A 26,885-nucleotide genomic window follows, 5' to 3' on the forward strand; every position below is an offset into this window, starting at 1 on the left:
GCGCCCTGGTCATAGCGCCGCCGTCGGCGCAGGGCTCACCCGGGCTGCGCCGCCTGGGGCCGTATGCCGATGCGATGGTCAGCGGCTGGATGCAGCTGCGCGGCTGGGCGGCGCGCACGCCGCAGGGGGTGGGGGCATGAAGGCGCCACAGCCCGATGTCCGCGAGCGCCTGCTGGTGTGGGCGCTGCCGCTGCTGTGTCTGTTGGTGCACCTGGGCGGCGCGCCCTTGTTCGACGTGGACGAGGGGGCGTTTTCCGAGGCCACGCGCGAGATGCTCGAGCGCGGCGACTACCTGTCCACGTGGCTCAATGGCGCGCCGCGCTTTGACAAGCCGATTTTGATTTACTGGCTGCAGGCGTTGGCGGTGGCCGTGTTCGGCGTGACGGAGTGGGCGTTTCGCTTGCCCTCGGCGCTGGCGGCCTGTGGCTGGGCCTGGGCGGTGTGGGCGTTCGTCCGCCCCCGTTGGGGGCGCGAGGTGGCCCTGGGGGCGCTGCTGGTCACCTGCACGGCGCTGGGCCCGTGGGCGATCGGCCGCGCCGCCACCGCCGATGCGCTGCTCAACCTGTGGCTGGCGCTGGCCTTGTTCGACGCCTGGCGGCACTGGGAAAGCGGCGCGCGCGCGCCGCTGCTGCGCAGCTACGCCTGGATGGGGCTGGGCGTGCTGACCAAGGGGCCGGTGGCGATCCTGATTCCGCTGGCCGTCACCGCGCTGGAGGCGCTGGCGCGGCGCGACGCGCGCACGTGGCTGCGTGCGGTGTTCGATCCGCGGGGCTGGGTCATCCTGCTGGTGCTGGTCGTGCCCTGGTACGCGGCGATGTTGGCGGTGCATGGGCAGGCGTTCATCGACGGCTTCATCCTGCGGCACAACGTGCAGCGCTTCACCACCACCCTGGAGGGGCATTCGGGCAGCCTGCTGTACTACGTGGTCGTGCTGCCGCTGCTGTTGCTGCCCTGGAGCGGTGTGTTGTGGGCGGCGCTGCGCCGGCTGCGCACCGACTGGCACGACCCGCTGGCGCGCTACCTGTGGCTGTGGTGCGGGTTTGTGGTGGTGTTCTTTTCGCTGTCGGGCACCAAGCTGCCGCACTACGCGCTGTACGGGGCCACGCCGTTGTTCGTGCTGCTGGCGCGGCATGGCGTGGCGCTGCGGCACGGGGTGGGGGGGCTGGTGCCACCAACGCTGTTGCTGGCGCTGCTCGTCGCCTTGCCCGAGGGCTTGGCCTACCTGGGCCGCCGCACGGACAATGGCTACTACCAGGCCCTGCTGGCCCTGGCGCAGGACAGCGCCGGCGGGTTGTACCGCACGGTCACGGTGGGCGTGCTGGTGGCGTGGCTGGTGGTGGCGGCGCAGCGGCGCTGGACGGTGTGGCAGCGGCTGGGCGCGGCGGCCGGGTTGCAGGTTGCCCTGCTGGCGCTGCTGGTGGTGCCATGGTTGGGGCAGTTGTTGCAGGGCCCGGTCAAGGAGGCCGGCCTGCGCGCCCGCGCGCTGGGGGTGCCGGCGGTGCAATGGCGCTTCGATGCGCCCAGCTTTAGCGTGTACCGTCAGGCGCCAACGCCCAAGCGGGCCGCCGAGCCGGGGGAGCTGGCGCTCACCCGCATCGACCGCACACCCGACTGGCCGCACACCGTGATCTACCAGCGCGGCGGCGTGGTGCTGCTGCAGCGCACCGGCCCCTGACGGGTGGCGGGGCGCGGCGCCCTGCCCATCGACACGTTGTTTTTTGGGAGAAGACACACATGGCCATGGACGTCATCGACTACGACATCCGCGGTGCGGAGATGCAATTCGTGGAAATCGAGCTCGACCCGGGCGAGGCCGCCATTGGTGAGGCCGGCAGCCTCATGATGATGGACGACGGCATCGTCATGGACACCGTCTTCGGCGACGGCAGCGCGCAGCAGGGCGGCTTTTTCGGCAAGCTCCTGGGGGCGGGCAAGCGCCTCATCACGGGGGAGTCGCTCTTTACCACCGTGTATGTGAACCAGGCGAGCGGCAAGCGGCGCGTGGCCTTTGCGGCGCCCTACCCGGGCAAGATCCTGCCGATGGATCTGCGTGCCCTGGGCGGCTCGCTGATCTGCCAGAAGGACGCCTTTTTGTGCGCCGCGCGCGGCGTCAGCCTGGGCATCGCGTTGCAGCGCAAGCTGTCGGTGGGCTTCTTTGGCGGCGAGGGCTTCATCATGCAGCGCCTCGACGGCGACGGGCTGGCATTCGTGCACGCGGGCGGCACGGTGGTCAAGCGCGAGCTGGCCGCGGGCCAGGTGCTGCGCGTGGACACGGGCTGCGTGGTGGCCTACACACCGCAGGTGGACTTCGACATCGAATACGTCGGCAAGATCAAGACCGCGCTCTTTGGCGGGGAGGGGCTGTTCCTGGCCACGCTGCGCGGGCCGGGCACGGTCTGGCTGCAAAGCCTGCCGTTTTCGCGCCTGGCCTCGCGCGTGTTTGCCGCCGCGCCGCAGCTGGGTGGGCGGCGCGAGGAGGGCTCGCTGCTGGGCGGCTTTGCCGCGGGCGGGCTGCTGGGCGGCCTGGTGGGCGGCGACGACGAATAAGGCCGCGCGAGCCCGCGCCGGGGCGCGCGTCAGCGCTGCGTCACGTCGAAGCCCGCCCCGCGCAGGGCGGCCAGCACCTCCTGCACGTGCTGCGGCCCGCGGGTTTGCAGCACCAGCTCGATTTCCACGTTCTGTGCCGCCAACAGCGTAAAAGCGCGCTGGTGCTGCACCTGATCGATGTTGGCGCCCGCCTCGGCCACCACGCTGGCGATGCGCGCCAACTGGCCGGGCAGATCGCGTGTGCTCACCACCAGCCGCACCAGGCGGCCGGCGCGCACCATGCCGCGCTCGATGATCGAGGCCAGCAACAGCGGGTCGATGTTGCCGCCGCACAGCACCAGCCCCACCCGGCGCCCGGCAAAGCGCTGGGGGTGGCGCAGCACCGCGGCCAGACCCGCCGCGCCTGCCCCTTCGACCAGGGTTTTTTCGATTTCGAGCAGCATCACGATGGCCTGCTCGATGTCTTCTTCGTCCACCAGCAGCCAGTCGTCCACGTAGCGGCGCGCCAGCGCCATGGTGCGCTCGCCCGGCGCGCCGACGGCGATGCCCTCGGCGATGGTGGTGGCGCCCTGCGGCCAGTGGCTGCCGGTCATGGCGTTGACCATGGCCGGAAAACGCCGCGTCTGCACCCCGATGACTTCGATGCCGGGCTTGAGCGTTTTGGCCGCCAGCGCCATGCCGCCGATCAGCCCACCGCCGCCCGTGGCCACCACCAGCATGTCCAGCTCGGGTTGCGTGTGCAGCATTTCCAGCGCCACCGTGCCCTGACCGGCGATCACCGCCTCTTCGTCGTAGGGGTGGACGAAGGTCAGTCCCTGCTGCGCTGCCAGGGCGCGCGCGTGGGCGCGTGCTTCCTCCAACGTGTCGCCGTGCAGCACCACCTCGGCGCCAAAGCCGCGCGTGCGCTCCACTTTGACCCCGGGGGTGAAGCGCGGCATGACGATCACCGCGCGCAACCCCAGCCGCTGGGCGTGGTAGGCCACCCCCTGCGCGTGGTTGCCGGCGGACATGGCGATCACGCCGCGCGCGCGCTCTGCGGGCGTGAGTTGCGCGAGCTTGTTGCACGCCCCGCGCTCCTTGAACGAGGCGGTGTACTGCAGGTTTTCGAACTTGAGGAACAGCTGCGCCCCCGTGATCTGCGAGAGGGTGCGCGACTCCAGGCAGGGGGTGACCAGCACCTGCCCCGCCAGCCGGCGCGCCGCAGCCTCGACGTCGGCCATGTCCACCATGGTTGCATGCTCTGGGTTGGTTGCCATGCGCGCCATTGTCCCACCGTCGCGCGCCGGTCCAGTGGTGCCGCTGCACAGGGCGCGGCTGGCACCCCGCGGGCGCGACTGCGGCGGCATACTGCGTAACACGCGCAACCGCCTCGCAACCGCCCATGACACCTGACGTGCAACGCATCCAGCAGTGGCTCGACGAGCACCGCATCACCGAAATCGAGTGCCTGATTCCGGACATGACCGGACAGGCGCGCGGCAAAATCGTGCCGCGCCACAAGTACGACCCCGCGGTCGGGCTGCGCTTGCCCGAAGCGGTTCTGACCATGACGGTCACGGGTGACTACCCGCAGCAAGATTTCACCCCGGTGGCGGACCCGGACATGCGGCTCGTGCCCGACGCGGGCACGTTGCGCGTCGTCCCGTGGGCCAAAGAGCCCACCGCGCAAATCATCCACGATTGCCTGCACTTCGACGGCACCGCGGCCGAATTGGCGCCGCGCAACGTGCTGCGCCGCGTCCTGTCTTTTTACGAGCGCGACGGCTTGCAGCCCATCGTCGCGCCGGAGATGGAGTTCTACCTGGTCGAGGTCGAGCCGGATGAGGACATCCCGCTCAAGCCCCCGGTCGGCCGCACCCGCCGCACCGAGGCCGGCATGCAGAGCTTTTCCATCGACGCGGTCAACGAGTACGACGACATCTTCGACGTCATCTACGACTGGTGCGAGGCGCAGGGGTTGCAGCTCGACACCCTGATCCACGAAATGGGCACGGCCCAGATGGAGATCAACCTCGACCACGGCGAGCCGCTGGCGTTGGCCGACCAGGTGTTTTTGTTCAAGCGCACGGTGCGCGAGGCGGCGATTCGGCACCGCATGTACGCCACCTTCATGGCCAAGCCCATGCAGGGCCAGCCCGGCAGCGCCATGCACATCCACCAAAGCGTGATCGACCGCGCCACCGGCCGCAACGTGTTCAGCCGCGCGGACGGCACGCCGTCGGAGGCGTTTTTGCACTTCATCGGAGGGTTGCAAACCTATTTGCCGGCGGCGATGGCGTTTTTTGCCCCGTACATCAACAGCTACCGCCGCCTGTCGCGCTACACCGCCGCGCCCATCAACCTGAGCTGGGGCTACGACAACCGCACGTGTGGGCTGCGCGTGCCGCACTCCACGCCCGAGGCGCGCCGCGTGGAAAACCGCCTGGCGGGCGTGGATGTCAACCCCTATCTGGCCATCGCCGCCAGCCTGGCCTGCGGCTACCTGGGCATGCGCGAGCGGCGGCAGCCCTCCGAGCCGCTGGCCGGCAGCGCCTACGAACAGCCGCACCAACTGCCGCGCCACCTGGACGATGCGGTGGACCGCCTGCTGGCCTGCGCGCCGCTGGCCGAGCTGTTCGGGGAGCACTTTGTGCGCACCTACGCCGCCATCAAAGAGGCGGAGTACCGCGAGTACTTCGACGTCATCAGCCCGTGGGAGCGGCGCTACCTGCTGCTCAACGTTTGAGCGACGCGGCCCGCGCGGCGCCTCAGGCGCGCGCGGCCGGCCTGGCCGCGTGCCTTACGAGGCTGCGCTGTCCGGGTGGTCGCGTTCGTAATGCCAGCGCGCCACCTCCAGCCAGACGGCGGCGCGGGCAAACACCTCGGGCCGGCGCCGCTGCAGCGCCACCAGGTTGGCGTCGGTGGGGTTCAGGCGCGCCAGCAGCTCGAGGTGGCGCTCGACATAGTCGGCCGCCTGGTCGGTGGGCCATGCGCCCAGATTGGCCGGCACGCCCACCAGCGTGCCTTCGCGCGCGTGGCGCAGCACGTGTTCCAAGTCCCCTTGGGCATGCTCGAGCAACACCGCCAGCGAACGCCCCACCTCGCGCAAGCGCGGGTCGTCGTCGCGCAGCAGCTGCTCCACCACACGCCCGACGTCTGCCAAACACTGCAGGTGCCGGGGCTTGTCCGCAAACCTCGACGCCGAATCGTCCCATCCCATGGCGCTCTCCTGCCCGCAGCGCCCACGCGGGGGATGGCCCCACCGCGTGCGCTGCGTCCATTCTGGCGCGGCGGGGCACGCAGCGCACTCCGCGTTTGCCCCAGTCCCCGTCGCACCAGGGGCTTTGGGTTGTCGCCGTTTCGCCGGCGGGCCGGCTGGTGGTCATGCCACCCGCGGCGCGACCGTTCGTCGGACGCTGCATCACCGGCGGGGGCCGTGGCGGTACCCTTCGCACAACACCTCAAACGGTCACCCGCCGATCATGGACATTGCGTCGAATTCGCTGATCACCCAGGCCGCCACCTCGGCGGTTGACACGCCGACCGCGGCCTCCATCCTGGTGCTGCGCAAAGCGATGCAGGTGCAGCAGCAAAGCGCGCTGGCGTTGCTGCAGGCGGTGCCGGCACCCGCGCCTGCGGCGACGCCCACGGGGCCCTTGCCCCTGGCCACCGAGGGGCCCCTGGGCACCCGGCTCAACGTCATGGCGTGACGTGCGGTGGCGGCGCGCGGCGCCGCGTGGGGCTCAAATGCGGTCGATCACGTAGTCGGGCACGATGCCCGAGCGCGCGATTGCCGTGGTCCAAGGCAGACCGGCGCTGGCACCTTGGCCGACCACCAAGGCGGTGGCCATCCCCGCGCAGCGCCCACCCAGCACGTCGGTGTGCAGTGTGTCGCCGACCATGAGCACGCGCTGCGGTGCCGCCTCCAAACCCAACCGCTGCAGCGCCGCCGCAAAGATTGGCGCAAACGGCTTGCCAAACCACTGCGGTTCGATGCCCGCTTCCTGCTGCAGCCAGTGCGCCAGCGCGCCCGGCTCGAGCCGAAACCCCGACTCGTGCGGCGAGGCCAGGTCGGCGTTGGGCACCAGCACCGGCCGCGCGTGGCGCCGCAGGGCGTCGCGCAGGCGCTGGCGGGTGGCGGCATCGCCTTCCAACGCGGACAGCAGGACGAAGCCCTCGACCGCGTCCCAGTCGGCATGCGCGTCGTTCAAGACCAGGGTGCCGGCGGGCAGGTCCGACACATCGGTGCCGGCCGGCGCCACCACCCCCCAGCGCCGCATCGGCCAGCGCGTCATCGCCTGCACCATCACGTCGCGGCTGGTCAACCACTGCTGCGCGGGCAGGGCAAAGCCCATCGCCTGGTAGCGCTCCACGATCTGCGCCGAGGGCACCGCGGCCGCGTTGCTCACCACCAGCACGGGCTTGCCCAGCCGTTGCAGTGCGGCCAGCCGCTCGCGCGCGCCCGCAATCGGCGTTTGGCCGATGTTGAGCACCCCAAACGCGTCCAGGCAAAACGCGTCGAACTGTGGCGCCAGTGCCGCCAAATCCGGCAAGCGCTGCCAGCCCGCCGCCACGGGGCAGGTCGGCCAGTGCGCGCGCACGGCCTCGTAGGCCGCAAACAGGTCGTGGGCGGTGGCAGGGGCGTGCATGGGGGCCCGATGTTACCCGCCCCAGGCGCTTCGGCCAGCCCCTGCCGATGCGCCCTAGCGCCCCAGGTCCTTGGCGCTGACGCCGGCGATGCCCCAGTTTTCCTTGGGCATTTCGTGGATCCAGACGCGGATGGTCTCCTTGGGCGCCCCGGTGGCTTCTTGCAGGGCCTGTGTCACCTTTTCGATGACCGCTTTTTTCTGCTCGGGTGTGCGACCTTCGAGCATGTAGATTTGGGCGAATGGCATGGTGGACGTCCTTTGCTGTCGATCGGGTTCAGACGAAGCGCAGACCCACGTGGCCCATCCCCTGCACACGCAGGCTGACATGATCGCCGGGGCCGACGGCCACCGCTTCGGTGACGCCACCCGAGAGGATGAGCGTGCCAGCGGGGATGGATTGCCCGCGCCGTCCGAGGTGATTGGCCAGCGCCGCCACCGCCGCGGCCGGGTGCCCCAGCACCGCGGCGCCGGCGCCAAGGGCGACTGGCTGGCCGTTTTTCTCCAGCACCACGCCGCAGGTGCGCAGATCCACCTCCGCCACGGGACGGGCGTGGCCTCCAACCACGAAGCGCGCGGCCGAGGTGTTGTCGGCGATGACGCTTTTGAGGTCGAATTTGAAGTCGCGGTAACGGCTGTCGATGACTTCGATGCCGGGGAGGACGAAATCCGTCGCCGCCAACACCGCGCCGACATGGCAACCGGGGCCGCGCAGCTCGTGCTTGAGCACGAAGGCAATTTCCGGTTCCACTTTGGGGTGGATGAGATCGGCGCAACGCACGCTCGCGCCTTCGGCGAGCGCAAACGCGTCGACCAGAAAACCGAACACCGGCTCGTCCACGCCCATCTGGCGCATCTTGGCATGCGAGGTCAAGCCGCACTTGAGGCCGACCACGCGTGCGCCGCGCGCCAGCTTGCGCTTTAGGATGCGGTCCTGCACCGCGTAGGCGTCCTCCCAGTCCATGCCGGGATGATCGTCGGTGATCTTGGTGGTGTCGCGCGCCTGCAGCTGGCACGTTTCCAGGTGTTCGGCCAGGCGATCGAGGGTGGCGTCGTCCAGGGTCATGCTCGGGCTCCCCTCGTCAGGCCGCTACGGTGTTGCGTGCCGGCAGCAGGCCACGCTCGCGGGCCATCCGCAGCGCCGTGTCTTCGATCATGTCCTCCTGGCCGCCGACCATGCCGCGGCGTCCCAGCTCGACCAGGATGTCACGCGCCGGCACGCCGTAGCGCGCCTCGGCGCGTTTGGCAAACAGCAGGAAGCTGCCGTAGACGCCCGCGTAGCCCAGCGTGAGGGCGTCGCGGTCGATGCGGATGGGGAAGTCCATCATCGGCACCACCAGGTCTTCCGCAACGTCCTGAATCTTCCAGACGTCGACCCCGGTTTGGACGCCCATGCGGTCGAGCACGGCCACCAGCACCTCCATGGGTGTGTTGCCGGCACCGGCGCCCAGCCCGGCGCTGGCGGCGTCGATCCGGTTGGCCCCGGCTTCGATGGCCGCGATGCTGTTGGCCACGCCCATGGCCAGGTTGTGGTGGCCGTGAAAGCCCAGCTCGGTCTGCGGTTGCAGCGCTGCGCGCACGGCGGCGATGCGGGCCTTGACGTCATCGGGCAGCATGTAGCCGGCCGAGTCCGTGATGTAGATGCAGTTGGCGCCGTAGCTCTCCATCTGCTTGGCCTCCTTGACCAGCCGCTCGGGTCTGGCCATGTGCGACATCATCAGAAAACCCACCGTGTCCATGCCCAGTTGGCGCGCCAGCTTGATGTGCTGTTCGGCCACGTCGCTTTCGGTGCAGTGGGTGGCCACGCGTATGGTGTGCACGCCCAGATCGTGCGCCATGCGCAGGTGGTCCACCGTGCCGATGCCGGGCAGCAGCAGCGCCGAGATCTTGGCGCGCTTCATCAGCGGCACGACCGCTTTCAAATACTCCTCGTCGCTGTGGCGCGGAAAGCCGTAGTTGACCGAGGCCCCGCCCAGGCCGTCGCCGTGGCTGACTTCGATCAGCGGCATGCCGGCCTCATCGAGGGCTTGGGCGATGGAGGTCATTTGCTCCAGCGTGATCTGGTGCCGTTTGGGATGCATGCCGTCGCGCAGGCACATTTCGTGCAGGGTGACGCGGCGGCCTTCGAGTGCGCTTTTCATGGGATGGGTCCTGTGCGTAAGCGGGTAACGGGCGCGGTGGCGGGTATCAGGCGGCGGTGACGGGCTCCAGGGTCAACGAGCCGGCGAGCAGCTCCTCGGCAAACATCTCCGCCGTGCGGGCGGCGGCGGCGGTCATGATGTCGAGGTTGCCGGCGTACTTGGGCAGGTAGTCGCCCAGGCCCTCGACCTCCAGATAGATCGAGACGCGGTCGCCGTCGATGACCGGGCCGTTGACGAGCCGATAGCCCGGCACGTACTTCTGCACCTCGGCGATCATGCGGTGTACGGACGCCTCGATTTCCGCCGCGCGCGGCGTGCCGTCGACCAGGCAATGCACCGTGTCGCGCATGATGATGGGCGGCTCGGCCGGGTTGATGATGATGATGGCCTTGCCCTGGCGTGCACCGCCCACCTTGGCGACGGCGCCGGCGGTGGTGCGGGTGAACTCGTCGATGTTTTTGCGCGTGCCCGGCCCGGCCGACCGGCTGGAGACGGTGGCGACGATTTCGGCGTAACGCACGGGCTGTACGCGGCTGACCGCATACACCATGGGGATCGTGGCCTGCCCGCCGCAGGTCACCATGTTGACGTTCATCTCGCGCTTGCCGATGTGCTCCTTGAGGTTGACCGGCGGCACGCAATAGGGACCGATCGCTGCGGGCGTGAGGTCGATCATCATCGCGCCCTCGGCGTTGACTTTGCGCGAGTTCTCGGCGTGCACATAGGCGCTGGTGGCGTCGAAGACGATCTGGATGCCATCGCGGCGGATGTGTGGCACCAGCCCGTCCACCCCCTCGGCGGTGGTCTTCAGCCCCAGCTCGCGCGCCTTCTTCAGGCCGTCACTCTCCGGGTCGATGCCCACCATCCAGACGGGTTCGAGAACGGGGCTGCGTCGCAACTTGGCCAGCAGATCGGTGCCAATGTTGCCGGGCCCGATCAGGGCGCATTTCACTTTACGGGTCATGGGGTTCTCCAGAATCAACGGGTCTGTCTTCGTGGGGTGTCGGGTCATGTCGCGGTTGGCCGCGCGTGCAGCCAGGGCCGCAGCCAGCGCGTCAGGGTCGGGGCGACCAGCCAGGTCATCAACACGACCACCAGGCAAGTGATGACCGCGGTGCGCAGCGGCAGCGGCCAAGCATCGAGCCACGGCGCGACCGCGAGGAACAAAAAAAGGACCGTTGGATAGATGCCAAGCCAGGTAACGACAGCGACTTTCCAGCGCGGCGGTGGCGTCGCCGGCGTTGTGGCGGAAGGCGTGAACCAATGATCCAAGCCGGACAGTTCCCGCACCACGGCGTGGCCCTCGACGTGCGGCTCCAGCGCCTGCAGGCCCAGCAACCGGGCGGGTGACGCTTGCCAGGCGCGCAGATGCGCGGGGTTGTCGAACGCAAACAGCATGTGGAACAGGCGTTCGTCGCCATCGGCGCCGCTGTCACCCGGCCGTATCAGTTGCCCGCCGACATAGCCCGGGAACGTCGCTGCCACCTCGGACAAGCGTGCCCAGGTCGCCTCCAGCGCGGCCTCGTGGCCAGGTCGGGCGCGCCGCGAGACCAACACCATCACCGCATGGGCAGGGCGCGTCGTCGTCATATGAAGCGCACCGAGCAGCCACCGATGCCGCCGATGGTCACCCGCAGACTGTCACCGCGTTGCACCGGGACCATGGCGCCCAGGGCGCCCGAGAGGATGACCTCCCCCGCTTTCAACGCCACCCCCATGCGGCCCAAGGTGTTGGCCAGCCAGGCCACCGCCGTCAGGGGCGAGCCCATGGTGGCCGCGCCGGCGCCGGTGACGACGATCTCGCCGTTCTTTTCGAGCACCATGCCACAGGTGTGCAGATCGACCGCGCGCGGATCGACCAGCCGGTCACCGAGCACGAAAACCCCGCACGAGGCGTTGTCGGCCACGGTGTCCTGGATCTTGATCTTCCAGTCGCGGATGCGGCTGTCGACGATCTCGAAACAGGCCATCACACCCTCGGTGGCCGCCAGCACATCGGCGGCGGTCACGCCCGGGCCTTGCAAATCTTTTTTCAGGACGAACGCGATTTCGCCTTCGGCTTTGGGCTGGATCAGACGCGAGGCTGCAATGGCCTCGCCTTCGTTGTAGACCATGGCGTCGGTCAGCAGCCCAAAGTCGGGCTGGTTGACGCCCAGCATGTTCATCACCGCCTGGCTGGTGACGCCGATTTTTTTCCCGATGACGCGCTCGCCGGCGGCCAAGCGCCGGGCGTTGAGCCGTTGCTGGATGGCGTAGGCGTCTTCGATGGTGATGTCGGCGTGGCGTGCCGTCAGCGGCTCGACGACGTGGCAGTGGGTGAGGGCGTCGTAGAGTTCATCGCCCAAGGCTTCGATGGTGTGCGGTGTCATGTCAGCGGATCCATGCGGGGTTCGGTGGGGTCGAGCGGCTTGGGTTCGTCCGGCGTGGCTTCGGCGAAGAAATCACCCACGAGCTGCGCAAAGCGCTCGGCATGTTCGATTTGGGTCCAGTGGCCGCAGCGCCCGAACACATGCAGCTGGCTGCGGTGTATCCAACGCGCTAACGTCAGCGCGTTGGACAGCGGGATCACCTGGTCCTCGCGGCCGTGGATGATCAGGGTCTCGTGCGGTAGGGCGCGGATGTGCGCTTCTGGACTTGCCAGCGCATCGACCCAGCGCTGACGCGGCGCGGGGAACATGGCCGCAAACGCCTCGTGCACGCCGGGGCGAACACTGGCGCGGTAGCGCAGCTCGGCCAGCTCGTCGTTGACCAGCCGCCGGTCGTAGGCAAAGATGTCGAGCAGGCGCCGCATGGCCTGCACCGAGGGTTCATAACCCCAGACCGCATCCAGCCCAGGCGTGAGCGTGAACGGCACCCCCGCCGCGCCCATCAGCACCAAGCGCCGCACGCGCTGCGGGTGGCGAATGGCCAACGCCAAGGCCAGTGCACCGCCAAACGAGTTGCCCACCAGGTCGGCCTGTTCGATGCCCAGCGCATCCAAGAAACCCAGCGCGTGCCGGACCCACGTGTCCATGCCGTACTGGATGCCCGCAGGGCGTTCGGTGAAACCAAAACCGACCATATCCGGTGCCAGCACGCGCGCGCGTGTGGCCAGCCGTGGCATCGTCAGGCGCCAGTTGGCCCAGGCGCTGACCCCCGGGCCGGAGCCGTGGATCAGCAGCACCGGAAAGCCTTGGCCAACGTCGTGGTAGTTGGTGCGTATGCCGGCGGCGACGATCGCAGCGCCGATCTCAGGGTTGGCGGGTGGTGCATTCATACAGGCATGCTACGCATTGAGCCGATACCGATCAAATGCTCATTTCGTCTGATTCAATACCCGCTGGGTATTGAGCTGGGTCAGAGTTTGATGCAGACATTCTTGAGTTCGGTGTAGAACTCAAGCGAGTGCACGCCGCCTTCGCGCCCGATGCCTGATTGCTTGGCCCCGCCAAACGGGGTGCGCAGGTCGCGCAGGAACCAGCTGTTGACCCAGCTCAGCCCCACTTCCATGCGCTGCGCCACGCGGTGTGCGCGGCTGACATCGCGCGTCCAAATGGCGCACGCCAGCCCGTAGTCGTTGTCGTTGGCCTTGGCCAGCACCTCGTCTTCGGTGTCAAACGGGGCGATGTGGCAGCAGGGGCCAAAGATCTCCTCCTTCATGACCCGGGCGGTTTGCGGCAAACCCGTCCAGATCGTGGGCTGTATCCACGACCCGCCGGCGAGCTCGCCCGGCATGGTCGGCACGCCCCCGCCGGTGACGACGGTGGCGCCCTCCTCGACCGCGAGTTTGTAGTAGGACAGGACCTTCGCCTGGTGTTCGGCGCTGATGAGCGGGCCCATGTTGGTGGCGGGGTTTTCCGGCCGGCCAAGCTGCAGCCCTTCGGCGCCGCGCTTGAGCGCCTCGACGAAGCGCTCGAAGATGGGCCGCTCGACATAGACGCGCTCGGTGCCCAAACACACCTGGCCGCAGTTGGCGAACACCGAGCGCATCGTGCCTTCGATGGCGGCGTCGAAATCGCAGTCGGCAAAAACGATGGCGGCGTTCTTACCCCCCATCTCGAGGCTGACGGGGCGCGCACCTTTGGCGGCGGCCTTCATGATCGCTTCGCCGGTGCGCGTCTCGCCCGTGAACGTGATGGCGTTGACACCGGGGTGGGTGGTGACGAATTCGCCGGCCGAGTCGGGGCCGAAGCCGTGCACGACGTTGTAAACGCCGGGTGGAATGCCGGCTTCGTTCATGACCTCGCCCAGGAGGGCGGCGGTCTGCGGGGTTTCTTCGCTGGGTTTGACGACCACCGCGTTGCCGCAGGCCAGCGCCGGGCCCACTTTCCAGGTCATGAGCAGCAGCGGAAGATTCCAGGGGCAGATGACGCCCACCACACCCACCGGCGTGCGGTAGCCGTAGTTGATGGCGCCGCGTCCATCGGGCGTCGCCATCTCAAAGAATTCCGTCGGCACGTTCTTGATCACATCGGCGAAGATGCGAAAGTTGGCCGCCCCGCGCGGGATGTCGATGTGGCGCGCCAGGCTCATGGGCTTGCCGGTGTCCTCACACTCCGCGGCCAAAAACTCGTCGAAGCGCTTCTCGATGCCGGCGGCCACGGCGTACAAGCGCTCGACCCGCTCGGCCACCGTCAGGCGGCCCCAAGCGCCGCGCAGGGCAGCGCGTGCTGCTCGCACCGCGGCATCGACCTGTTCGCGATCGGCTTCATGCACCTGGGCGATGACCTGCCCGGTCAGCGGGCTGCGTTTGTCGAACGTTCGGCTCGAAGCGGCGTATTCGCCGTTGATGAAATTGAGGATTTGCTTCATGACGGTCGTCGGGAAAAAAACGGGTCCGGCATGGCAGAGCCACCCCGATCCCGTCTGGGAAACGGTGTTAGATCAAGTGGGCCGCACGCAAGCCCGCAAGTGCGCAATCGGCGTCTTGCTCGGCCGAACCGCCCGAGACGCCGATGCCGCCTATGCAACGGCCCTCGTGGTGGATGGGCAGCCCGCCGCCAAAGACCACCAGCCGCGGGCGCTGGACGATGCCGATGCGCAGCGCCTCGTCAGCGGCCAGGATGGATGCCCACTGCGCGGTCGGAAAGCCAAAGCTCGCGGCGGTGTACGCCTTGTCGATGGCGATGTCGATCGAGTGCAAAAACGCGCCATGCATGCGCCGAAAGGCCATCAACGTGCCAGCGGCATCGCACACGGCGACGTTGATGCGTATCCCCAGCTCGCGTGCGTGGGCGATGGCGCCGGTGCAGGCCAGGGCGGCGGCTTCCTCGTCGATCTGCGCGGTGGTCACGGTGGGCGTGCTCATGGTCGTGTGGGGGGCTGGCGTGGGCACAGCCGGCGCGCCGGGGGCACCGGCTCGGCGCACGCGGCGCAGGGGCGATGCCCCCGCGCCTCGCACCCGCGAAGGCTTCAGGTATAGACGTCGGTAAACGAGGGCACGGCCTCGCCGGTGTGGTAGAAGATGCCGGTCCAGAGCTGGTCTTCGGTCCAGGTGGTCACCGGGCGGTCACGCTGCGCCAGGTAACCCAGGCCGGCGAAGGTCTCGTTGCGGTTGCCGCTGGGGTCGAAGAAGTAGATCGTCTCCCCGCGCGTGATGCCGTGCCGGGTGGGCGCGACGTCGATCTTGACCTTGTTCTTGGCCATGACGTCCGCCGCCTTGAGGATGTCGTTCCAGCTGTCCAGGAAGAAGGCAATGTGGTGCAGCCCGTTGCGCGGCCCGCCGACAAAGGCGATGTCGTGCGGCGTGGTGGTGCGTGCCAGCCAGGTGGCGGCCTGGATCGCGCCGCCCGGGCCGACGACGACCTGCTCGGTCAGGAAGAAATCCAGCACCTCGGTGACGAATTGGGTGTTTTCGGCCACCTTGTTGACGCCCGTCTCCGGGTTGAGCTCGCACATCAACAGGCAGTGGTCCAACCAGTGCGCACCCGCGCCGCGGATGTCGTCCGGCCACGGGTCGGGGTTGGTGCTGCCAACGTCGGTGCCGACGAATTCCTTCATCGCGTACAGGCGCATTTCGTGCCCGCTGGGCAGATGGAATTTGAGCATGCGCCCGGTGGACGGCAGGGTGCCTTCTGGCAGCATTTCGGTGGCGATGCCGTAGGCTTCGATCTTGCGCTGCAGCTCGTCGAGGTCGGCGTCCTTTTCGACCTTGTAGGCGACGTGGTTGAGGCCCGCCTGATCGGAGGGGGTCAGGATGAGGGAGTACTTGTCCCACTCGTCCCAGCATTTGAGGTACACGTTGCCGTGCTTGTCCTCCATGGTTTTTTTCATGCCGAGCACGCGTTCGTAGTGCCGAACGGCGGCGGCCATGTCCATGACACGCAGGCTGGCGTGTCCAATGCGCATGATGCCCATCGTTGTCTCCTTTACGGTTGGGGTTGAGGGGTGGGGTTGGTGGCGCCGCGGGCGGCGGCGGTGGCGCGAAACGGCTTGGCCATGCGGCCTTCGACGGCCAGCACGACGTCTGTCTGGGGCGCGACGCGGCACGCGAGCGTGCAGCCCGCGGCTTCTTCGTCCAGCGTCACGTGGGCGCGGCTGATCGGGCCTAGGCGCTGCACCTCGCCGTGGAGGATGCGCACCTTGCACACTCCGCAGCCGCCGTTGACGCAGCCCACCGGGATGCCGCGCCGGCCGAGCCGCAGCATGCCGCGCAACAGGTTTTCATCCTTGGCGCAGCGGTAGGTTTCACCGGTATCGGTGACCTCGACACGCACGGTGGGGCGGGGTGTGTAGAACATGATCGAATCAGCAGTCTAGAAATCGATATCGATACCGTCCAATACCGCTTTGGCACGGTCTGATACCATGGCGGTATGGAGCGTTGGGCCCGAGCCTTGCAGGACGGCCGTCGGCTGCGCATGTTTTTGACCGTGGCCGAAGAAGGCCACGTGGGCCGTGCCGCCGAGCGGCTGCACATGGCGCAGCCGCCGCTGTCGCGCCAGATCCAAGCGCTGGAGGACGAGCTGGGGGTGACGCTGTTCGTGCGCACCGCCAAAGGCATGCAAATCACCGCTGCGGGACGCGTCCTCATGCAGGAGGCGCGCCACCTGTTGACGCTGGGCGAGCAGGCCGCAGAGCGCACCCGGGCGGCCGGGCAGGGGGTTGCGGGCCGTCTTGACGTCGGGTTGTTCGGCTCGGGCGTGCTCGACGTGATTCCGCGCTTGCTGGCGCGCTTTCATGCCGAGCGCCCCCAGGTGCGCATCGTGCTGCACAACCTGACCAAGGCCGAGCAGCTGCAGGCGTTGCGCGAGCGGCGCATCGCCGTGGGCTTCAACCGCCTGGTGCCGCCGGAGCCGGACATTGCGGTCGAGACCCTGCTGCGCGAACCTCTGGTGGTGGCGCTGCCGGCCGCGCATGCGCTGGCCGCCGCGACCGACATCGCGCTGCGCCAACTCGATGGCGTGCCGATGATCCTCTACCCCAATTTGCCGCTGCACGGCTTGGCGCACGAGGTGCGCACCGCCTTCGAGGCGGAACGCGTGACGCTCAAGGTCGAGCAGGAAGTCGAGGATGTGGTGACCGCGATCGCGCTGGTCGCGGCGGGCTTTGGCGCCGCGATCACCACCGGATCGGCCACCAATTTGCGCTTGCCAGGGGTGGTGTTTCGCCCGTTGCGCAGCCGCCGCTTGCGCGAGCTGGAGCTGTGCTGTCTGTGGCGGCGCGACGATGCCTCGCCAGTGCTGACGGCGTTTTTGGCCTCGATCCGCGCAGGGGGCGTGCCGCATGCCTCAAATCCGGTGGAACAGCGGACTGCGTGACGCACTGGCGGCGTCCGCAGCGGTCAGAAAGCGCTCGGTGTAGATGTCGCGCTCGAACAGCCGGCCGCGCATGAGCGTGGCGATGCACGCCTCGATCATCGGCGGCGGGCCGCACAAGTAGGCCTGCAGGCCGGCGAATTGGCCGTCGAACACCTGCGCGGCGACCTCGTGCACGAAGCCACGCGCGCCGCTCCAGTCGCTCTCGGGCGGCTCGTGCGAGAGGCACGGCACGTAGCGCACATGGGCGTGCTGTTGTGCCAGGGCGCTGAATTCTTCGTGGTAGTAGAGCTCCTCGCGCGTGCGTTGCCCGTACACGAGTGTGATGGGCAGGTCCCAGCCGCGCTGCAGCAGATCCAGGATCATCGAGCGCGGGCTGGACAGCCCAGACCCCCCCGCCATGAACAGCAGGGGTTTGCGCGCCGAGGCGCGCACGAAAAAGCGGCCATTGGGCCCGCTGATGCGCAGCGTGTCGCCGACTTGCAGCTTCTCGTGCAGCCAGCTGGTGGCAACGCCTTGGGGCACGCGGCGAACGTTGAGCTCCAACAGCCCCGTGCGTTCCACCTCCTGCGGTGCATTGGCAATGGAAAACGCGCGTGTCCCTTCGACGCCGGGGATGTGCACCTGCACGTATTGGCCCGCTTGAAACGGCAGCGCCTGGGGCAGGCGCAGCCATATGCCCCGTATGGTGGGGGTCAGCGGCGCGATGCGCTCGACGGTGGCGGTGACATCGCGCAGCGGGATGATCTGCGCGTCGGGGTCGTCGTCGACGTCGGCCTCGATGACGACATCGTCCAACGCCGTGGCGCAGCAGGCCAGGGTTTTGCCCTCCTCGCGCTCGATGTCCATGAGCGCAAACGGGTTGGCCGCGCCGTGATCGACCGTGCCGTCGAGCACCTGCACCTTGCAGGTTCCACACAGCCCATGCCCACAGGCGTGGGGCAGGTAGATGCCGTGGCGCAGGGCGGCGTCGAGCAGCGTTTGGCCGGGGACGACGTCGATCGTCGCCCCCAGGGGTTCGATGGTGAGTTGATACGTCATGGTCGTCGCGCACGCCCGCCGCGGTCCCGCCGCTGGCGGGCGCGCACTCATGGAAGCAACGTCAGTGGGAGGAGCCTTTGATGCCCGTCAGACCGGGCGTCCGGAATCGGATCGCATCTTTGTGTTTGAGCCCGTTGTCGGCGAGCGACTTGGCCGGATCCGGCGTCCACGGCTGCCCCGACTTGAACCACTGGGCCTGCGCCCAGTCGATCTTGGCAAAGTCGGGGTGGTAGCCATACAGGCCCGGCAGCACGTTCTCGATCAGGGCGCCAAAAGGCATCGTTGGCGGCAGGGGCAGGCAAAACGGCGCGCAAAACATCAGGTGATCGTCCCAGCCGATGTAGAGCAGCGGGGCCGGGAATTTGTCCACGGTGTCTTGCGCCGGAAAGCGGTATTCCTTGACAGCGGCGACGGTCATGTCGATTCCTCCGGTGGTGGGTGCGGTCAGGCCGCGCCGGCGCGCCAGCGCGCGAAGTTCTTTTGATCTTCGGAACCCTCGAAGTCGAGGTTGTCCCGGCCAAACTGCAACTCGTAGTAGTCGAGCACGGCCGCCAACGGGTCGAAGCCCTTTTGGGTGGGATCGGTGCCGGGCTTGAAGCAGTGGCCCTGGTAAATCTGGTGCACGGGCAGCCAGCTCTGGACGAACTTTTCCGGTTCGTTGTCGAAGATCTCCTTGCAGTGGTCGCTGCAGAAGTGGTACGTGTCGCCCTGGTAGTGGCTCTCGCGGTAGCAGATCTTGGTCGGATCACCGGGCTCGGTGAACAGCATGGGGATCTGGCAGGTGGTGCACAGCATCGGCAGGTTCTTGTTGTAGAACCGATTGCCGGCTTGCTGTTGCTCGCGGTAGTACTCGAACAGGGGGCGGTAGTAGCGATCGAAGCTCTCGGGGTATTTCTGGCTCAGCCAGTCGAGTTCCTCGTCGGTGGGCACCCAGGTGTGGAAGGGGGCGGCGGCGGCGTAGTTGTAGAACGTGTTCCAGGCTTGGTGGCTGATGTGGTGCTTGCCGTCGCAGGCGTCGGCCCAGCCCTTGGGTTCGCGGATGCCGTAACGGGCCAGGTCGTTGAACAGCGCACCGCCGTTGGATTCGGCGTACATTTCCCAGGCTTCCTTCCAGCTCAGGCCGCGCTTGGGCAGCATGTAGTCCTGCATCATGGCCACGATGGTCAGCAGCCGGTAGCCGCGCCAGAACCACTTGTCGATCCAGCGCTGCACGATGGGCACGTTGCCCTCGTCTTGCTCGAGCATGAACTTGATGCACTCGATGCCCAGGGTCATGTGGCGTGACTCATCGGACTGGGCCGAGAAGCCAAAGGTCACCGTGCTCATGTCGCCGTTGTGCGCCGCACCGCTCATGAAGGGCACGAACAGCAGGTTGGTCAGCACGTACTCGAACGAGAAGCTCACCGAGGTGAGGAATTCGAACGGGCCCGCCGTGCAGGCGTCTTCGAAGAAGCTCTTGGGCACGGAGAGGTACCAAACCCGGTCGAACCAGTGGTTCGCGTGGTGCATGCCATTGAAGTACTTGTTGTAGGTGCTGATGGCGTGCGTCTCGGTCTGGTAGTGGCGCAGCTCGTCGATCGACTGCATCTGGCACGCCACGCGCGCGCCCTCGCCGCGGAAAGCGCGGCCCGCGTGCGCAAAGCCGCGGTGCGCGTAGTACTCCAGCGGGCTGACGCCCTGGATGAACAGCTTGAGCGCGTTGACATAGCGCGCGTCGCTGATGCCGAGGAAGCCGTTGTTTTGCGCAAACGCGTCAATGACCGCGTAGAGCTTGCGTTCCTTTTCGCCCTGGTATTTCCAGTACGCGTCGATGGTCAGGCGGAAGGGGTCTTGCCACGCGTCCCAGTCGTGGATCTTGATGCCCTCGTACGTGTCGTAGGGGTAGACCTTGTCCATGGGCTGGTAGGTGGTCTCCCACCCCAGGCCGCGCGTCATGGCGGCATAGCGTTCCTTGAGGCCCAGTTTGCGTTTCAGAACTCGGGTATCCATGGGTGAACTCCTGTGTGCAGGGGAGGGGTCAGTGCTTCCAGCTCAGCGTGAACTGGTCATCGTCCTCGTCGATATGACCCGAAAGGGTGACGAGGTTGACGTGGAGTTGCTGCAGATCGAACGGCTGGCCGGTGATCTGCTCGATGGTCTGGCGCCGGATCGTCAGGCGCTGGGGCACGTCGATCTTGATGAGGGCGGGCGAGTGGTCGACCTGGGCGCCCGGGTTGTCGGCCAGGATGGCTTCGACGATGGGGCGCGCTTCTTCGTTGGCCTGGAAGGCGATGAACACATTGGACATGGGGCTGCTCCTGGTGGGGTTTCAGGCCAGGCCGGCTTGGCGCAGGCGGGCGTCGAGTTCGGTGCGGGCGTCGCCCAGCGCGTTGCTGCCAGCGGCGCCGAGGGCCAGCGCCGCCACCGGTTGCAACGCGGCTTCGGCGCGTGCGCTCCAGTCGCGCACCCACCCGGCGATGAGGGTCCGGTTGGCGTCGGATTCGGCGGCGGCGGTCTTGACCACGGCATCGATCCAGCGCGCGCTTTCTTCAAACCACTCGGGCATGAAGGCCGTCAGCATGGCGACCGCGGTGCCACCCTGGGTGGCCACGTGGTCGTCGACAAAGGCGCCGTAGATCAATGGGTACAGCAGGCCATCGAGCGCCAGGTTTTGGGCCACGAACAGCTCGAACGGGTCGTGCACGACGAAGGTGTCTTCGACGTAGCGGCGCAGCGGCTGCCAGGCCGGATCGTGCAACCACGCCTGGCGGCCGGTTTCCAGCGCCTCCGGCCCCTCCAGCGCCAGTCCCAGCCGTGTGAGGTATTGCGCCGCGCCCAGGTGGTCGAGCGCGTGCATCATGGCCGGTGCGGTAAACGCCGTGCCGTAGCCGTAGGCGCACACCGACGCGTTGTTCATGTTGCCGCCCCAGGCCGCGTGACGCAGCGGCATGAGGATGCGACACGCCAGCTCGCGTATCTGGGCCGGCATCTTGTCGATCAGGCCGCGCTGCTCGACAAACTGGTAATTGGCCTCCATCGCGTCTTGTTGACGCGCGCGGGTCATGGTCCAACTCGCGTAGTAGAACTGGCGCGGGTCGCGCAGCTTGTACCAGTCGCTCATCACCACCCGGGTGCGGGCGGCGTCGAACAGCTCGTGGTCGGGGTCCCACGTGGGGCGATAGTGGAAGTTGACCATGGGTTGTGCGCCCAAGGTCGCCTCCTCGTAGCGGCTGGGCGTTTTGCCCTCGCCGATGTACTGCGCCACGTGGGCGTAGGTGCTGCGCAAGGGCTCGATGGTGCGCGTCTTCAAATCGATGGACATGGGTCAGGTCTCCTCGTCGTCGGGGGTCGGGGTGGGAAGTTCGGGTGATGTCGTCAGGAACGTCACCGCGTTGCGCTGGCAAAACTCGTCGAAGGCCGCGCGCGGCAGGACGAGCTCCACGCTGAGTTCGGGCCAGCCGATGGCAAAGTCGAATTCAACGAAGGGGCCGCGTTGCGCGGTGATGCGCACGAACCGGCGGGTGATGTCCACCGCAGGCGAGTGGGCAGAGGGCGGGGGCGCGGGCGTTGGCGTGGACATGGCAAACGGGGGTGCAACGGTCATGATGGGCGTGAAACATCACGCACAGACCGTGCCAGCCACCACGCGAAACGGTAAAAAATATCGATAAAACTAGGGAAATCCCTGTATGGATCGACTTTCGGTCACGGCGCGATCGCGGCCACGCGTTATCGTGGGCGCCGACGTGATAGCGACTATTGGATCAATGCTGCGCTGCAGCGTGATGATTTTGAACACCGCATGCGGCGTGACAGGCTGATTTCAGCCACGTCAACATCGGGTTTGCCCTTAGTGGGCGTAGGGGATTGCTTATCGATAATCGCCGGGTGGTTCGCAGTCTTTCCTTGGCGCTGCCGCGTGACGACGACCTGCGGCGGCTCATCCATTTTTCTGCCCACGACGGCCGCATCTGGCTTGCCGGGCAGCGCATGCTGCTCGTCCATGCGGCGGCGTTGAGCGCGCTGCGTCGCGAGTTGATGCAAACCATTGGCCGCGATGCCACACGGCGCCTGCTGTTGCGCGCCGGCTTTGCGGCCGGGCAGGCCGATGCCCAACTCGCGCGCCAGGTGCGCGCGGGCGCGGGGCTCTATGACATGTTTGCCGTGGGGCCACAGCTGCACATGCTCGAGGGCGCGGTGCAGGTGACCCCGGAACGCTTCGAACACGACGCCGAGCGCGGTCACTACCTGGGCATCTACCGGTGGGACCACAGCTGGGAGGTCGACGCCCATGTGCGCGACTTTGGCCCGCAGTCGGAGCCGGTGTGCTGGATGTTGCTGGGTTACGCCTCGGGTTACACCAGCGGCTTTTTTGGCCAACCGATTCTGTACAAAGAGGTGGCCTGCGCCGCCTGTGGCGCGCCCCACTGCCGCATCGAGGGCCGGCCACAAAGCGCGTGGCCCGACGGTGCCGAGCTGGCCGCCGATTACGAGGCCGATCCCATGCTGTGGCGGCTGGCGGATCTGCAATGCCAGGTCGAAACGCTGCGCTCGACCCTGCAGGAGAGCGGCGACCCCGGTGCCCTGGTGGGCGAGTCGCCCGCCTTCGTGCGGGCGTTGGAGTTGCTGCGCAAGGCCGCGGCGACGCAGGTCACGGTGCTGCTGACCGGTGAGACCGGCGTGGGCAAGGAGCGCTTCGCGCGCGCACTGCATGGCATGAGTGCGCGCGCGGGCGCGCCGTTCGTGGCGGTCAATTGCGCGGCGCTGCCGCCGGATCTGATCGAGAGCGAGTTGTTCGGGGTCGAGCGCGGCGCCTACACGGGGGCGCACGCGGCGCGGGCCGGACGCTTCGAGCGCGCCGACGGCGGCACCCTGTTTTTGGACGAAATTGGCGACATGCCCCTGGCAGCCCAGGCCAAGCTGCTGCGGGTGTTGCAGGACGGGGAGGTGGAGCGCCTCGGCGCCAGTGCCGCGCGGCGCGTGGACGTGCGCCTGGTGGCGGCGACGAACGTCGATTTGGAAGAGGCGGTGGCGCAGGGGCGCTTTCGCCGCGATCTGCTCTACCGCCTCAACGTCTATCCGATCCGGGTGCCGCCGCTGCGCGAGCGACCCGAGGACATCGAGTTGTTGGCGCGCCATCTGGTGCGCCGCTTTGCCGTCCAACATGGCAAGCACACCATAGGCCTGTCCGATCGTGCCCTCGACGCCATGCGCGAGTATCCATGGCCGGGCAACGTGCGTGAGCTGGAAAACCTCATCGAGCGTGGCGTCATCCTCGTGCCGTCGGGCACGCGCATCGATGTCGAGCACCTGTTTCCCACGCGGGCCACGGCGGCCGAGGCGGTCGTGGGCGCCAACGGGCGGTTGCAGCCACCCCCCCGCCCCGACATCGGCGCGTTGTTCGACGAAGTGCAACGGCGTGGCCTGGACCTGCAGGGGCTCGAGCAGGCGCTCATCGAGGAGGCGTTGGCGCGCACGGGCGGCAACCTCACGGCGGCGGCGCGCAGCCTGGGGTTGACGCGCGCCCAATTGCGCTACCGTTGCGCACACCGCGAGCCGGGGGCGTCATGAGCAAGCGCCGCATGCCCGTGCAGGATGCCGCCGCTGCCGCGGCGGCCCCGCGCACCCTGATCGAGCAGGCGTATGTCCGTTTGCGCGACGACATCGTGGAAGGACGCCTGGCACCGGGCCAGAAGCTGCGCATCGAACACCTGCGCGCCTGCTATGGCGTGGGGGCGGGCACGCTGCGCGAAGCCTTGACCCGGTTGGTCAGCGATGCCCTGGTGCAGGCCGAAGGGCAGCGCGGATTTCGCGTGGCGCCGATGTCGCTCGACGACCTGGCCGATTTGACCGAATTGCGGCTGCACATCGAGCTGGATGCGCTGCGCCAGTCGATCCGCTATGGTGGGACGGCCTGGCGCGACGCTTTGCGCGCCGCCTATGGCGAGCTCAGCGCCTGTCCCGTCACCCCGGAGCACCGCAAGCGCTGGGAAGCGCTCAACACGCGCTTTCACGAGGTGCTCATCTCCGGGCGCCGCTCGCCCTGGACGTTGCGGGTGTGGCGGGTGCTGGCCCGCCATGGCGAACGCTACCGCAGCCAAGCGATTGCGCTGCACGCGGCGCAGGGGCGCGACGTGGACGCCGAGCACCGCCAGATCTTCGAGGCGGCGATCGAGGGCAACGAAGCGCGGGCGGCGCTGGCGCTGGAAGCGCACATCCGCGCCACCCTGGACCTGTTGGCGCGCACCGATCGGCTGGGCATCGGTACGGACGCAACGCCTGCGCTGCCCGCGTCCGCCGGCGATCGGTTCTGAGCGTTGCGCATCCGCTGTCGGCGGCGCGCGGCGTGTTGCGGGTAGGCACGTCCCAGCGGGCGATGCCCCGTAGGGCCGTGTCGGCACGACAGCCCAGGCACAATCGCACCATTGCGGCGCGGGCCAAGCGCCGCAGCAAGCGCGGACGAAAGGGCGGGCATGGGCAGGCGAATGCGGTGGGCGGTGGCCGCGGTGGCGGTGGGGTTGGCAGCGGGCGCGGCCGTGTGGGTGATGCGCCCCGCGCGCGTGGGGGTGATCGTGCTGGCCGAGCAGCCGGTGCAGACCAGTGTGGTCGCATCGGGGCGGGTGGCGTCCGCGCGCGAGACGACCCTGGCCAGCACCGTCACCGCCCGCGTGGTGGCCACGCCGGTGGCGGCCGGGACGGCGGTATCCCGTGGCACGGTGCTCGTGGCCCTGGAGGCCGACGAGTGGCAGGCGGCGCTGGCGCAGGCCGAGGCGCAGCGCCGCGATGCGGCCGAACAGGCGGCCGAAGCGCAACGGCAGTGGCAGCGCCAGACCGAGCTGCACGCGCACGGGTTTGTGAGTGCCGCGGCCCTGGATGCGGCGGCGCGCACGCGCGACGCGGCGCAGCGGCGCCTCGAACAAGCCGATGCCGCGGTGCAGCAGGCATGGGCGCGGCGCGCGCTGGCAGCGGTGCGCGCCCTCGACGACGGCGTGTTGCTGGAGCGCCTGGTGGAAGTGGGCGACGGCGTGACGCCGGGCAAGCCGTTGGCGCGTTTTGCCGTTGCCGGGCCGCCGCGCATCCTGCTCGATTTGGACGAGCGCGATTTGGCGGCATTGGCCGTGGGGCAGACCGCGGCGGTGCGCGCCGACGCCTGGCCCGACCAGCCGGTGCCCGCCCGGGTGCAGCGCATCGCAGCGCAGGTCGACCACACCCGGGGTACCGTCGAGGTCGAGCTGACGCCCACCGCCCCCGCCGCCCACTGGCTGCCCGGGATGACGGTGTCGGCGGAGATCGTCACCGGCGCGGCGCGCGCGCGCGTGCTGCTGCCCGTGACGGCGGTGCGCAACGGCCAGGTGGCCACGGTGGTGGAGGGGCGCGTGCGCTGGCAAGCCGTGCAGACCGAGCCGGCGCGCGGGCGTTGGCTGCCAGTGCGCGAGGGTGTGACCGCAGGCGCGGTGGTGATCGATCCCGCGCCCGCGCTGGATGACGGCGCGCGCGTCGAGGTCCGGCCATGAGGTTCGTGTGGGTGGTGGCGTGGCGGTTGCTGCGCGAGGGGCGGTTCCAGACCGCGCTCATCCTGGGCGGCGTCACCATCGGGGTGGCCGTCGTGGTCTACATCACCGCGATCATCAATGGCCTGCAGGCCAACATCATCGACCGCACACTCTCCAGCCAGGCGCACGTGGTGCTGCGCCCGGCCGAGCGCCGCAACGAGCCGGTGCTCTCCGCTGGGGACTGGGTGGTCACGCTGGCCGATGTGCGCAAGCGCACCGAGCGCGAGGCCACCATCGCCGACCCCGCGGCGGTGCTGGCCACCGCGCAGTCCGTGCCGGGCGTGGGGGCGGCGGCCGCGGTGGTCACCGGCCCCGGTGTGGCCCAGCAGGGGGGCGTGCGCAAAGCGGTGGTGCTGCAGGGGGTGGAGCTGGAGCGCTACCAGCAGGTGATCCGGCTCGACGACAAGCTGCGCGCCGGTGCGTTGACGCTGCAGGCCGGTCAGGCGTTGATAGGCGTAGAGCTGGCCGACGATCTGGGCCTGACACCGGGCAGCCGCCTGCGCCTGCAGTCGGCCACGGGCGCGAGTCTGTCGGTGCGGGTGACGGGGGTGCTCGATTACGGCATCCAGGACCTCAACCGCCGCCGCGTGCTGCTGCCCCTGCGTGACGCGCAGAGTCTGCTGGGCTTGGGGCGCGAGGTCAGCGAAATCGACATTCGCGCCGCGCGCCTCTTCGAGGCGGAGTCGCTCGCGGCCGACCTGCAGCGCGCCACCGGCTTGACCGCCGACAGTTGGCAGGTCGCCAACGGCCAACTGGTCACCGCGTTGCGCAGCCAAAGCGCCTCGAGCCTGATGATCCGCGCCTTCGTGACGGTGGCGGTGGCGCTGGGGATTGCCAGCGTGCTGGTGGTGTCGGTGGTGCAGCGCCAGCGCGAAATCGGCATTTTGCGCGCCATGGGCACGCCGCGACGGCGTATCTTGGGGGTGTTTTTGCTGCAAGGCGCGCTCGTGGGGCTGGGCGGCTCGCTGCTGGGCGCCGGGTTGGGGGGTGCGCTGGCGGTAGGCTTTACCCGCATCGCCCGCAATGCCGACGGCAGCCCGCTCTTCCCCATCGTGCTGGAGGCAGTTGTGTATCGTTCTTTCTGTAAATTCCATTTTGCCGGTTGTCTGCTGGGCGGGGATCTCCGGCGCTACGCGCCTACGCTCCCCGCCCAGCAGACAGCGCGAGGGTGGGTCTGACGCCATGACTTCGAGAAAGGAGTGTAACCCTCATGGCAATACGAGTCGAAACCAACCCCTTGGAAGCCGCTTATGCGATCTTGCT

Annotated in this window: 29 protein-coding genes and 1 pseudogene; 10 read left to right on the top strand and 20 right to left on the bottom strand. The window is 68.3% G+C overall.

Annotation, left to right across the window (positions count from 1 at the left end; genetic code table 11):
- From Tther_RS13760 to Tther_RS09170, 3 genes and pseudogenes are all read left to right on the top strand, one after another.
- Positions 1-116 (top strand): annotated as a pseudogene (locus tag Tther_RS13760) (DNA ligase-associated DEXH box helicase); the annotation flags it as partial.
- Positions 117-136: 20 nt separating this feature from the next.
- Entirely contained in the window at positions 137-1,675 is a 1,539-nt protein-coding gene (locus tag Tther_RS09165; RefSeq protein WP_143903126.1) for an ArnT family glycosyltransferase, read from the top strand.
- 59 nt (positions 1,676-1,734) lie between these two features.
- Positions 1,735-2,547 carry a TIGR00266 family protein gene (locus tag Tther_RS09170; RefSeq protein WP_143903128.1) on the top strand — a complete coding sequence of 271 codons (813 nt, stop codon included), beginning with the start codon at positions 1,735-1,737 and terminating at the stop codon, positions 2,545-2,547.
- 29 nt (positions 2,548-2,576) lie between these two features.
- On the opposite strand, the gene Tther_RS09175 is transcribed toward Tther_RS09170, so the two are convergent.
- The gene (locus Tther_RS09175) at positions 2,577-3,803 is read right to left on the bottom strand and encodes a threonine ammonia-lyase (RefSeq protein WP_425472819.1); all 1,227 of its coding nucleotides are present in this window, start codon (positions 3,801-3,803) and stop codon (positions 2,577-2,579) included.
- A gap of 137 nt (positions 3,804-3,940) precedes the next feature.
- Between Tther_RS09175 and Tther_RS09180 the strand changes: the two genes are divergently transcribed.
- On the top strand, positions 3,941-5,272 hold the full coding sequence (locus Tther_RS09180; RefSeq protein ID WP_221934016.1) for a glutamine synthetase family protein: 1,332 nt from the start codon (positions 3,941-3,943) through the stop codon (positions 5,270-5,272).
- 54 nt (positions 5,273-5,326) lie between these two features.
- On the opposite strand, the gene Tther_RS09185 is transcribed toward Tther_RS09180, so the two are convergent.
- Positions 5,327-5,746, bottom strand: a complete 420-nt coding sequence (locus Tther_RS09185) for a hypothetical protein (protein WP_143903132.1) — start codon at positions 5,744-5,746, stop codon at positions 5,327-5,329.
- 262 nt (positions 5,747-6,008) lie between these two features.
- On the opposite strand from Tther_RS09185, the gene Tther_RS09190 reads away from it, so the two are divergent.
- Positions 6,009-6,236, top strand: a complete 228-nt coding sequence (locus Tther_RS09190; protein WP_143903134.1) for a putative motility protein — start codon at positions 6,009-6,011, stop codon at positions 6,234-6,236.
- A 33-nt stretch (positions 6,237-6,269) separates the two neighbouring features.
- Here the strand turns inward: Tther_RS09190 and Tther_RS09195 are convergent, their stop codons facing one another.
- From Tther_RS09195 to Tther_RS09250, 12 genes are all read right to left on the bottom strand, one after another.
- Positions 6,270-7,175 (bottom strand): HAD-IIA family hydrolase, encoded by a 906-nt coding sequence (locus Tther_RS09195; protein ID WP_143903136.1) that lies wholly within the window; start codon positions 7,173-7,175, stop codon positions 6,270-6,272.
- A 54-nt stretch (positions 7,176-7,229) separates the two neighbouring features.
- Positions 7,230-7,502, bottom strand: coding sequence for a 2-hydroxymuconate tautomerase (locus tag Tther_RS09200; RefSeq protein ID WP_281280173.1), 273 nt, complete (start codon positions 7,500-7,502; stop codon positions 7,230-7,232).
- Complete coding sequence (dmpH, locus tag Tther_RS09205) at positions 7,450-8,238, bottom strand: 2-oxo-3-hexenedioate decarboxylase (protein WP_143903140.1); 789 nt, start codon at positions 8,236-8,238, stop codon at positions 7,450-7,452. The genes Tther_RS09200 and dmpH overlap by 53 nt, the downstream gene beginning before the upstream one ends.
- Before the next feature lie 16 nt (positions 8,239-8,254).
- A complete protein-coding gene (gene dmpG, locus Tther_RS09210; RefSeq protein ID WP_143903142.1) occupies positions 8,255-9,313 on the bottom strand; it encodes a 4-hydroxy-2-oxovalerate aldolase in 1,059 nt (352 codons plus the stop codon).
- A gap of 46 nt (positions 9,314-9,359) precedes the next feature.
- Complete coding sequence (locus Tther_RS09215; RefSeq protein ID WP_143903144.1) at positions 9,360-10,277, bottom strand: acetaldehyde dehydrogenase (acetylating); 918 nt, start codon at positions 10,275-10,277, stop codon at positions 9,360-9,362.
- Positions 10,278-10,321: 44 nt separating this feature from the next.
- A complete protein-coding gene (locus Tther_RS09220; RefSeq protein ID WP_143903146.1) occupies positions 10,322-10,903 on the bottom strand; it encodes an antibiotic biosynthesis monooxygenase in 582 nt (193 codons plus the stop codon).
- Positions 10,900-11,682 carry a 2-oxopent-4-enoate hydratase gene (gene dmpE / locus Tther_RS09225; protein ID WP_143903148.1) on the bottom strand — a complete coding sequence of 261 codons (783 nt, stop codon included), beginning with the start codon at positions 11,680-11,682 and terminating at the stop codon, positions 10,900-10,902. The genes Tther_RS09220 and dmpE overlap by 4 nt, the downstream gene beginning before the upstream one ends.
- Positions 11,679-12,569, bottom strand: coding sequence for an alpha/beta fold hydrolase (locus Tther_RS09230; protein WP_143903150.1), 891 nt, complete (start codon positions 12,567-12,569; stop codon positions 11,679-11,681). Before Tther_RS09230 ends, dmpE begins: the two co-directional genes overlap by 4 nt.
- 80 nt (positions 12,570-12,649) lie before the next feature.
- Positions 12,650-14,104 (bottom strand): 2-hydroxymuconic semialdehyde dehydrogenase, encoded by a 1,455-nt coding sequence (locus Tther_RS09235; RefSeq protein ID WP_143903152.1) that lies wholly within the window; start codon positions 14,102-14,104, stop codon positions 12,650-12,652.
- A 67-nt stretch (positions 14,105-14,171) separates the two neighbouring features.
- Positions 14,172-14,600: a GlcG/HbpS family heme-binding protein gene (locus tag Tther_RS09240; protein WP_143903154.1), complete on the bottom strand. Its 429-nt coding sequence runs from the start codon at positions 14,598-14,600 to the stop codon at positions 14,172-14,174.
- Positions 14,601-14,704: 104 nt separating this feature from the next.
- Entirely contained in the window at positions 14,705-15,649 is a 945-nt protein-coding gene (locus Tther_RS09245; RefSeq protein WP_143903156.1) for a catechol 2,3-dioxygenase, read from the bottom strand.
- A gap of 11 nt (positions 15,650-15,660) precedes the next feature.
- Positions 15,661-16,032 (bottom strand): 2Fe-2S iron-sulfur cluster binding domain-containing protein, encoded by a 372-nt coding sequence (locus tag Tther_RS09250; RefSeq protein WP_143903158.1) that lies wholly within the window; start codon positions 16,030-16,032, stop codon positions 15,661-15,663.
- 75 nt (positions 16,033-16,107) lie between these two features.
- Between Tther_RS09250 and Tther_RS09255 the strand changes: the two genes are divergently transcribed.
- Positions 16,108-17,052: a LysR family transcriptional regulator gene (locus Tther_RS09255; RefSeq protein WP_143903160.1), complete on the top strand. Its 945-nt coding sequence runs from the start codon at positions 16,108-16,110 to the stop codon at positions 17,050-17,052.
- Here the strand turns inward: Tther_RS09255 and Tther_RS09260 are convergent.
- The 6 genes from Tther_RS09260 to Tther_RS09285 all read right to left on the bottom strand — a co-directional run bounded on the left by Tther_RS09260 (position 17,023) and on the right by Tther_RS09285 (position 21,673).
- Positions 17,023-18,090: an NADH:ubiquinone reductase (Na(+)-transporting) subunit F gene (locus Tther_RS09260; RefSeq protein ID WP_143903162.1), complete on the bottom strand. Its 1,068-nt coding sequence runs from the start codon at positions 18,088-18,090 to the stop codon at positions 17,023-17,025. The genes Tther_RS09255 and Tther_RS09260 overlap by 30 nt on opposite strands.
- 61 nt (positions 18,091-18,151) lie before the next feature.
- The gene (locus Tther_RS09265; RefSeq protein WP_143903164.1) at positions 18,152-18,508 is read right to left on the bottom strand and encodes a phenol hydroxylase subunit P4; all 357 of its coding nucleotides are present in this window, start codon (positions 18,506-18,508) and stop codon (positions 18,152-18,154) included.
- Between the two features lie 26 nt (positions 18,509-18,534).
- Positions 18,535-20,079, bottom strand: coding sequence for an aromatic/alkene/methane monooxygenase hydroxylase/oxygenase subunit alpha (locus Tther_RS09270; RefSeq protein ID WP_143903166.1), 1,545 nt, complete (start codon positions 20,077-20,079; stop codon positions 18,535-18,537).
- 28 nt (positions 20,080-20,107) lie between these two features.
- Positions 20,108-20,377 carry an MmoB/DmpM family protein gene (locus tag Tther_RS09275; RefSeq protein WP_143903168.1) on the bottom strand — a complete coding sequence of 90 codons (270 nt, stop codon included), beginning with the start codon at positions 20,375-20,377 and terminating at the stop codon, positions 20,108-20,110.
- 21 nt (positions 20,378-20,398) lie between these two features.
- On the bottom strand, positions 20,399-21,391 hold the full coding sequence (locus tag Tther_RS09280) for an aromatic/alkene monooxygenase hydroxylase subunit beta (RefSeq protein WP_143903170.1): 993 nt from the start codon (positions 21,389-21,391) through the stop codon (positions 20,399-20,401).
- 3 nt (positions 21,392-21,394) lie between these two features.
- A complete protein-coding gene (locus tag Tther_RS09285) occupies positions 21,395-21,673 on the bottom strand; it encodes a phenol hydroxylase subunit (protein WP_342781768.1) in 279 nt (92 codons plus the stop codon).
- A 284-nt stretch (positions 21,674-21,957) separates the two neighbouring features.
- Here Tther_RS09285 and Tther_RS09290 point away from each other — a divergent pair, with 284 nt between their 5' ends.
- The 4 genes from Tther_RS09290 to Tther_RS09305 all read left to right on the top strand — a co-directional run bounded on the left by Tther_RS09290 (position 21,958) and on the right by Tther_RS09305 (position 26,800).
- Entirely contained in the window at positions 21,958-23,640 is a 1,683-nt protein-coding gene (locus Tther_RS09290; protein ID WP_246098980.1) for a sigma-54-dependent Fis family transcriptional regulator, read from the top strand.
- Positions 23,637-24,383 (top strand): GntR family transcriptional regulator, encoded by a 747-nt coding sequence (locus Tther_RS09295; RefSeq protein ID WP_143903172.1) that lies wholly within the window; start codon positions 23,637-23,639, stop codon positions 24,381-24,383. The genes Tther_RS09290 and Tther_RS09295 overlap by 4 nt, the downstream gene beginning before the upstream one ends.
- Before the next feature lie 159 nt (positions 24,384-24,542).
- Positions 24,543-25,583 (top strand): efflux RND transporter periplasmic adaptor subunit, encoded by a 1,041-nt coding sequence (locus tag Tther_RS09300; RefSeq protein ID WP_143903174.1) that lies wholly within the window; start codon positions 24,543-24,545, stop codon positions 25,581-25,583.
- On the top strand, positions 25,580-26,800 hold the full coding sequence (locus Tther_RS09305; RefSeq protein ID WP_143903176.1) for an ABC transporter permease: 1,221 nt from the start codon (positions 25,580-25,582) through the stop codon (positions 26,798-26,800). Before Tther_RS09300 ends, Tther_RS09305 begins: the two co-directional genes overlap by 4 nt.
- Positions 26,801-26,885: the final 85 nt, after the last annotated feature.

This window comes from Tepidimonas thermarum (genome assembly GCF_007556705.1).
Taxonomy (GTDB): domain Bacteria; phylum Pseudomonadota; class Gammaproteobacteria; order Burkholderiales; family Burkholderiaceae_C; genus Tepidimonas; species Tepidimonas thermarum.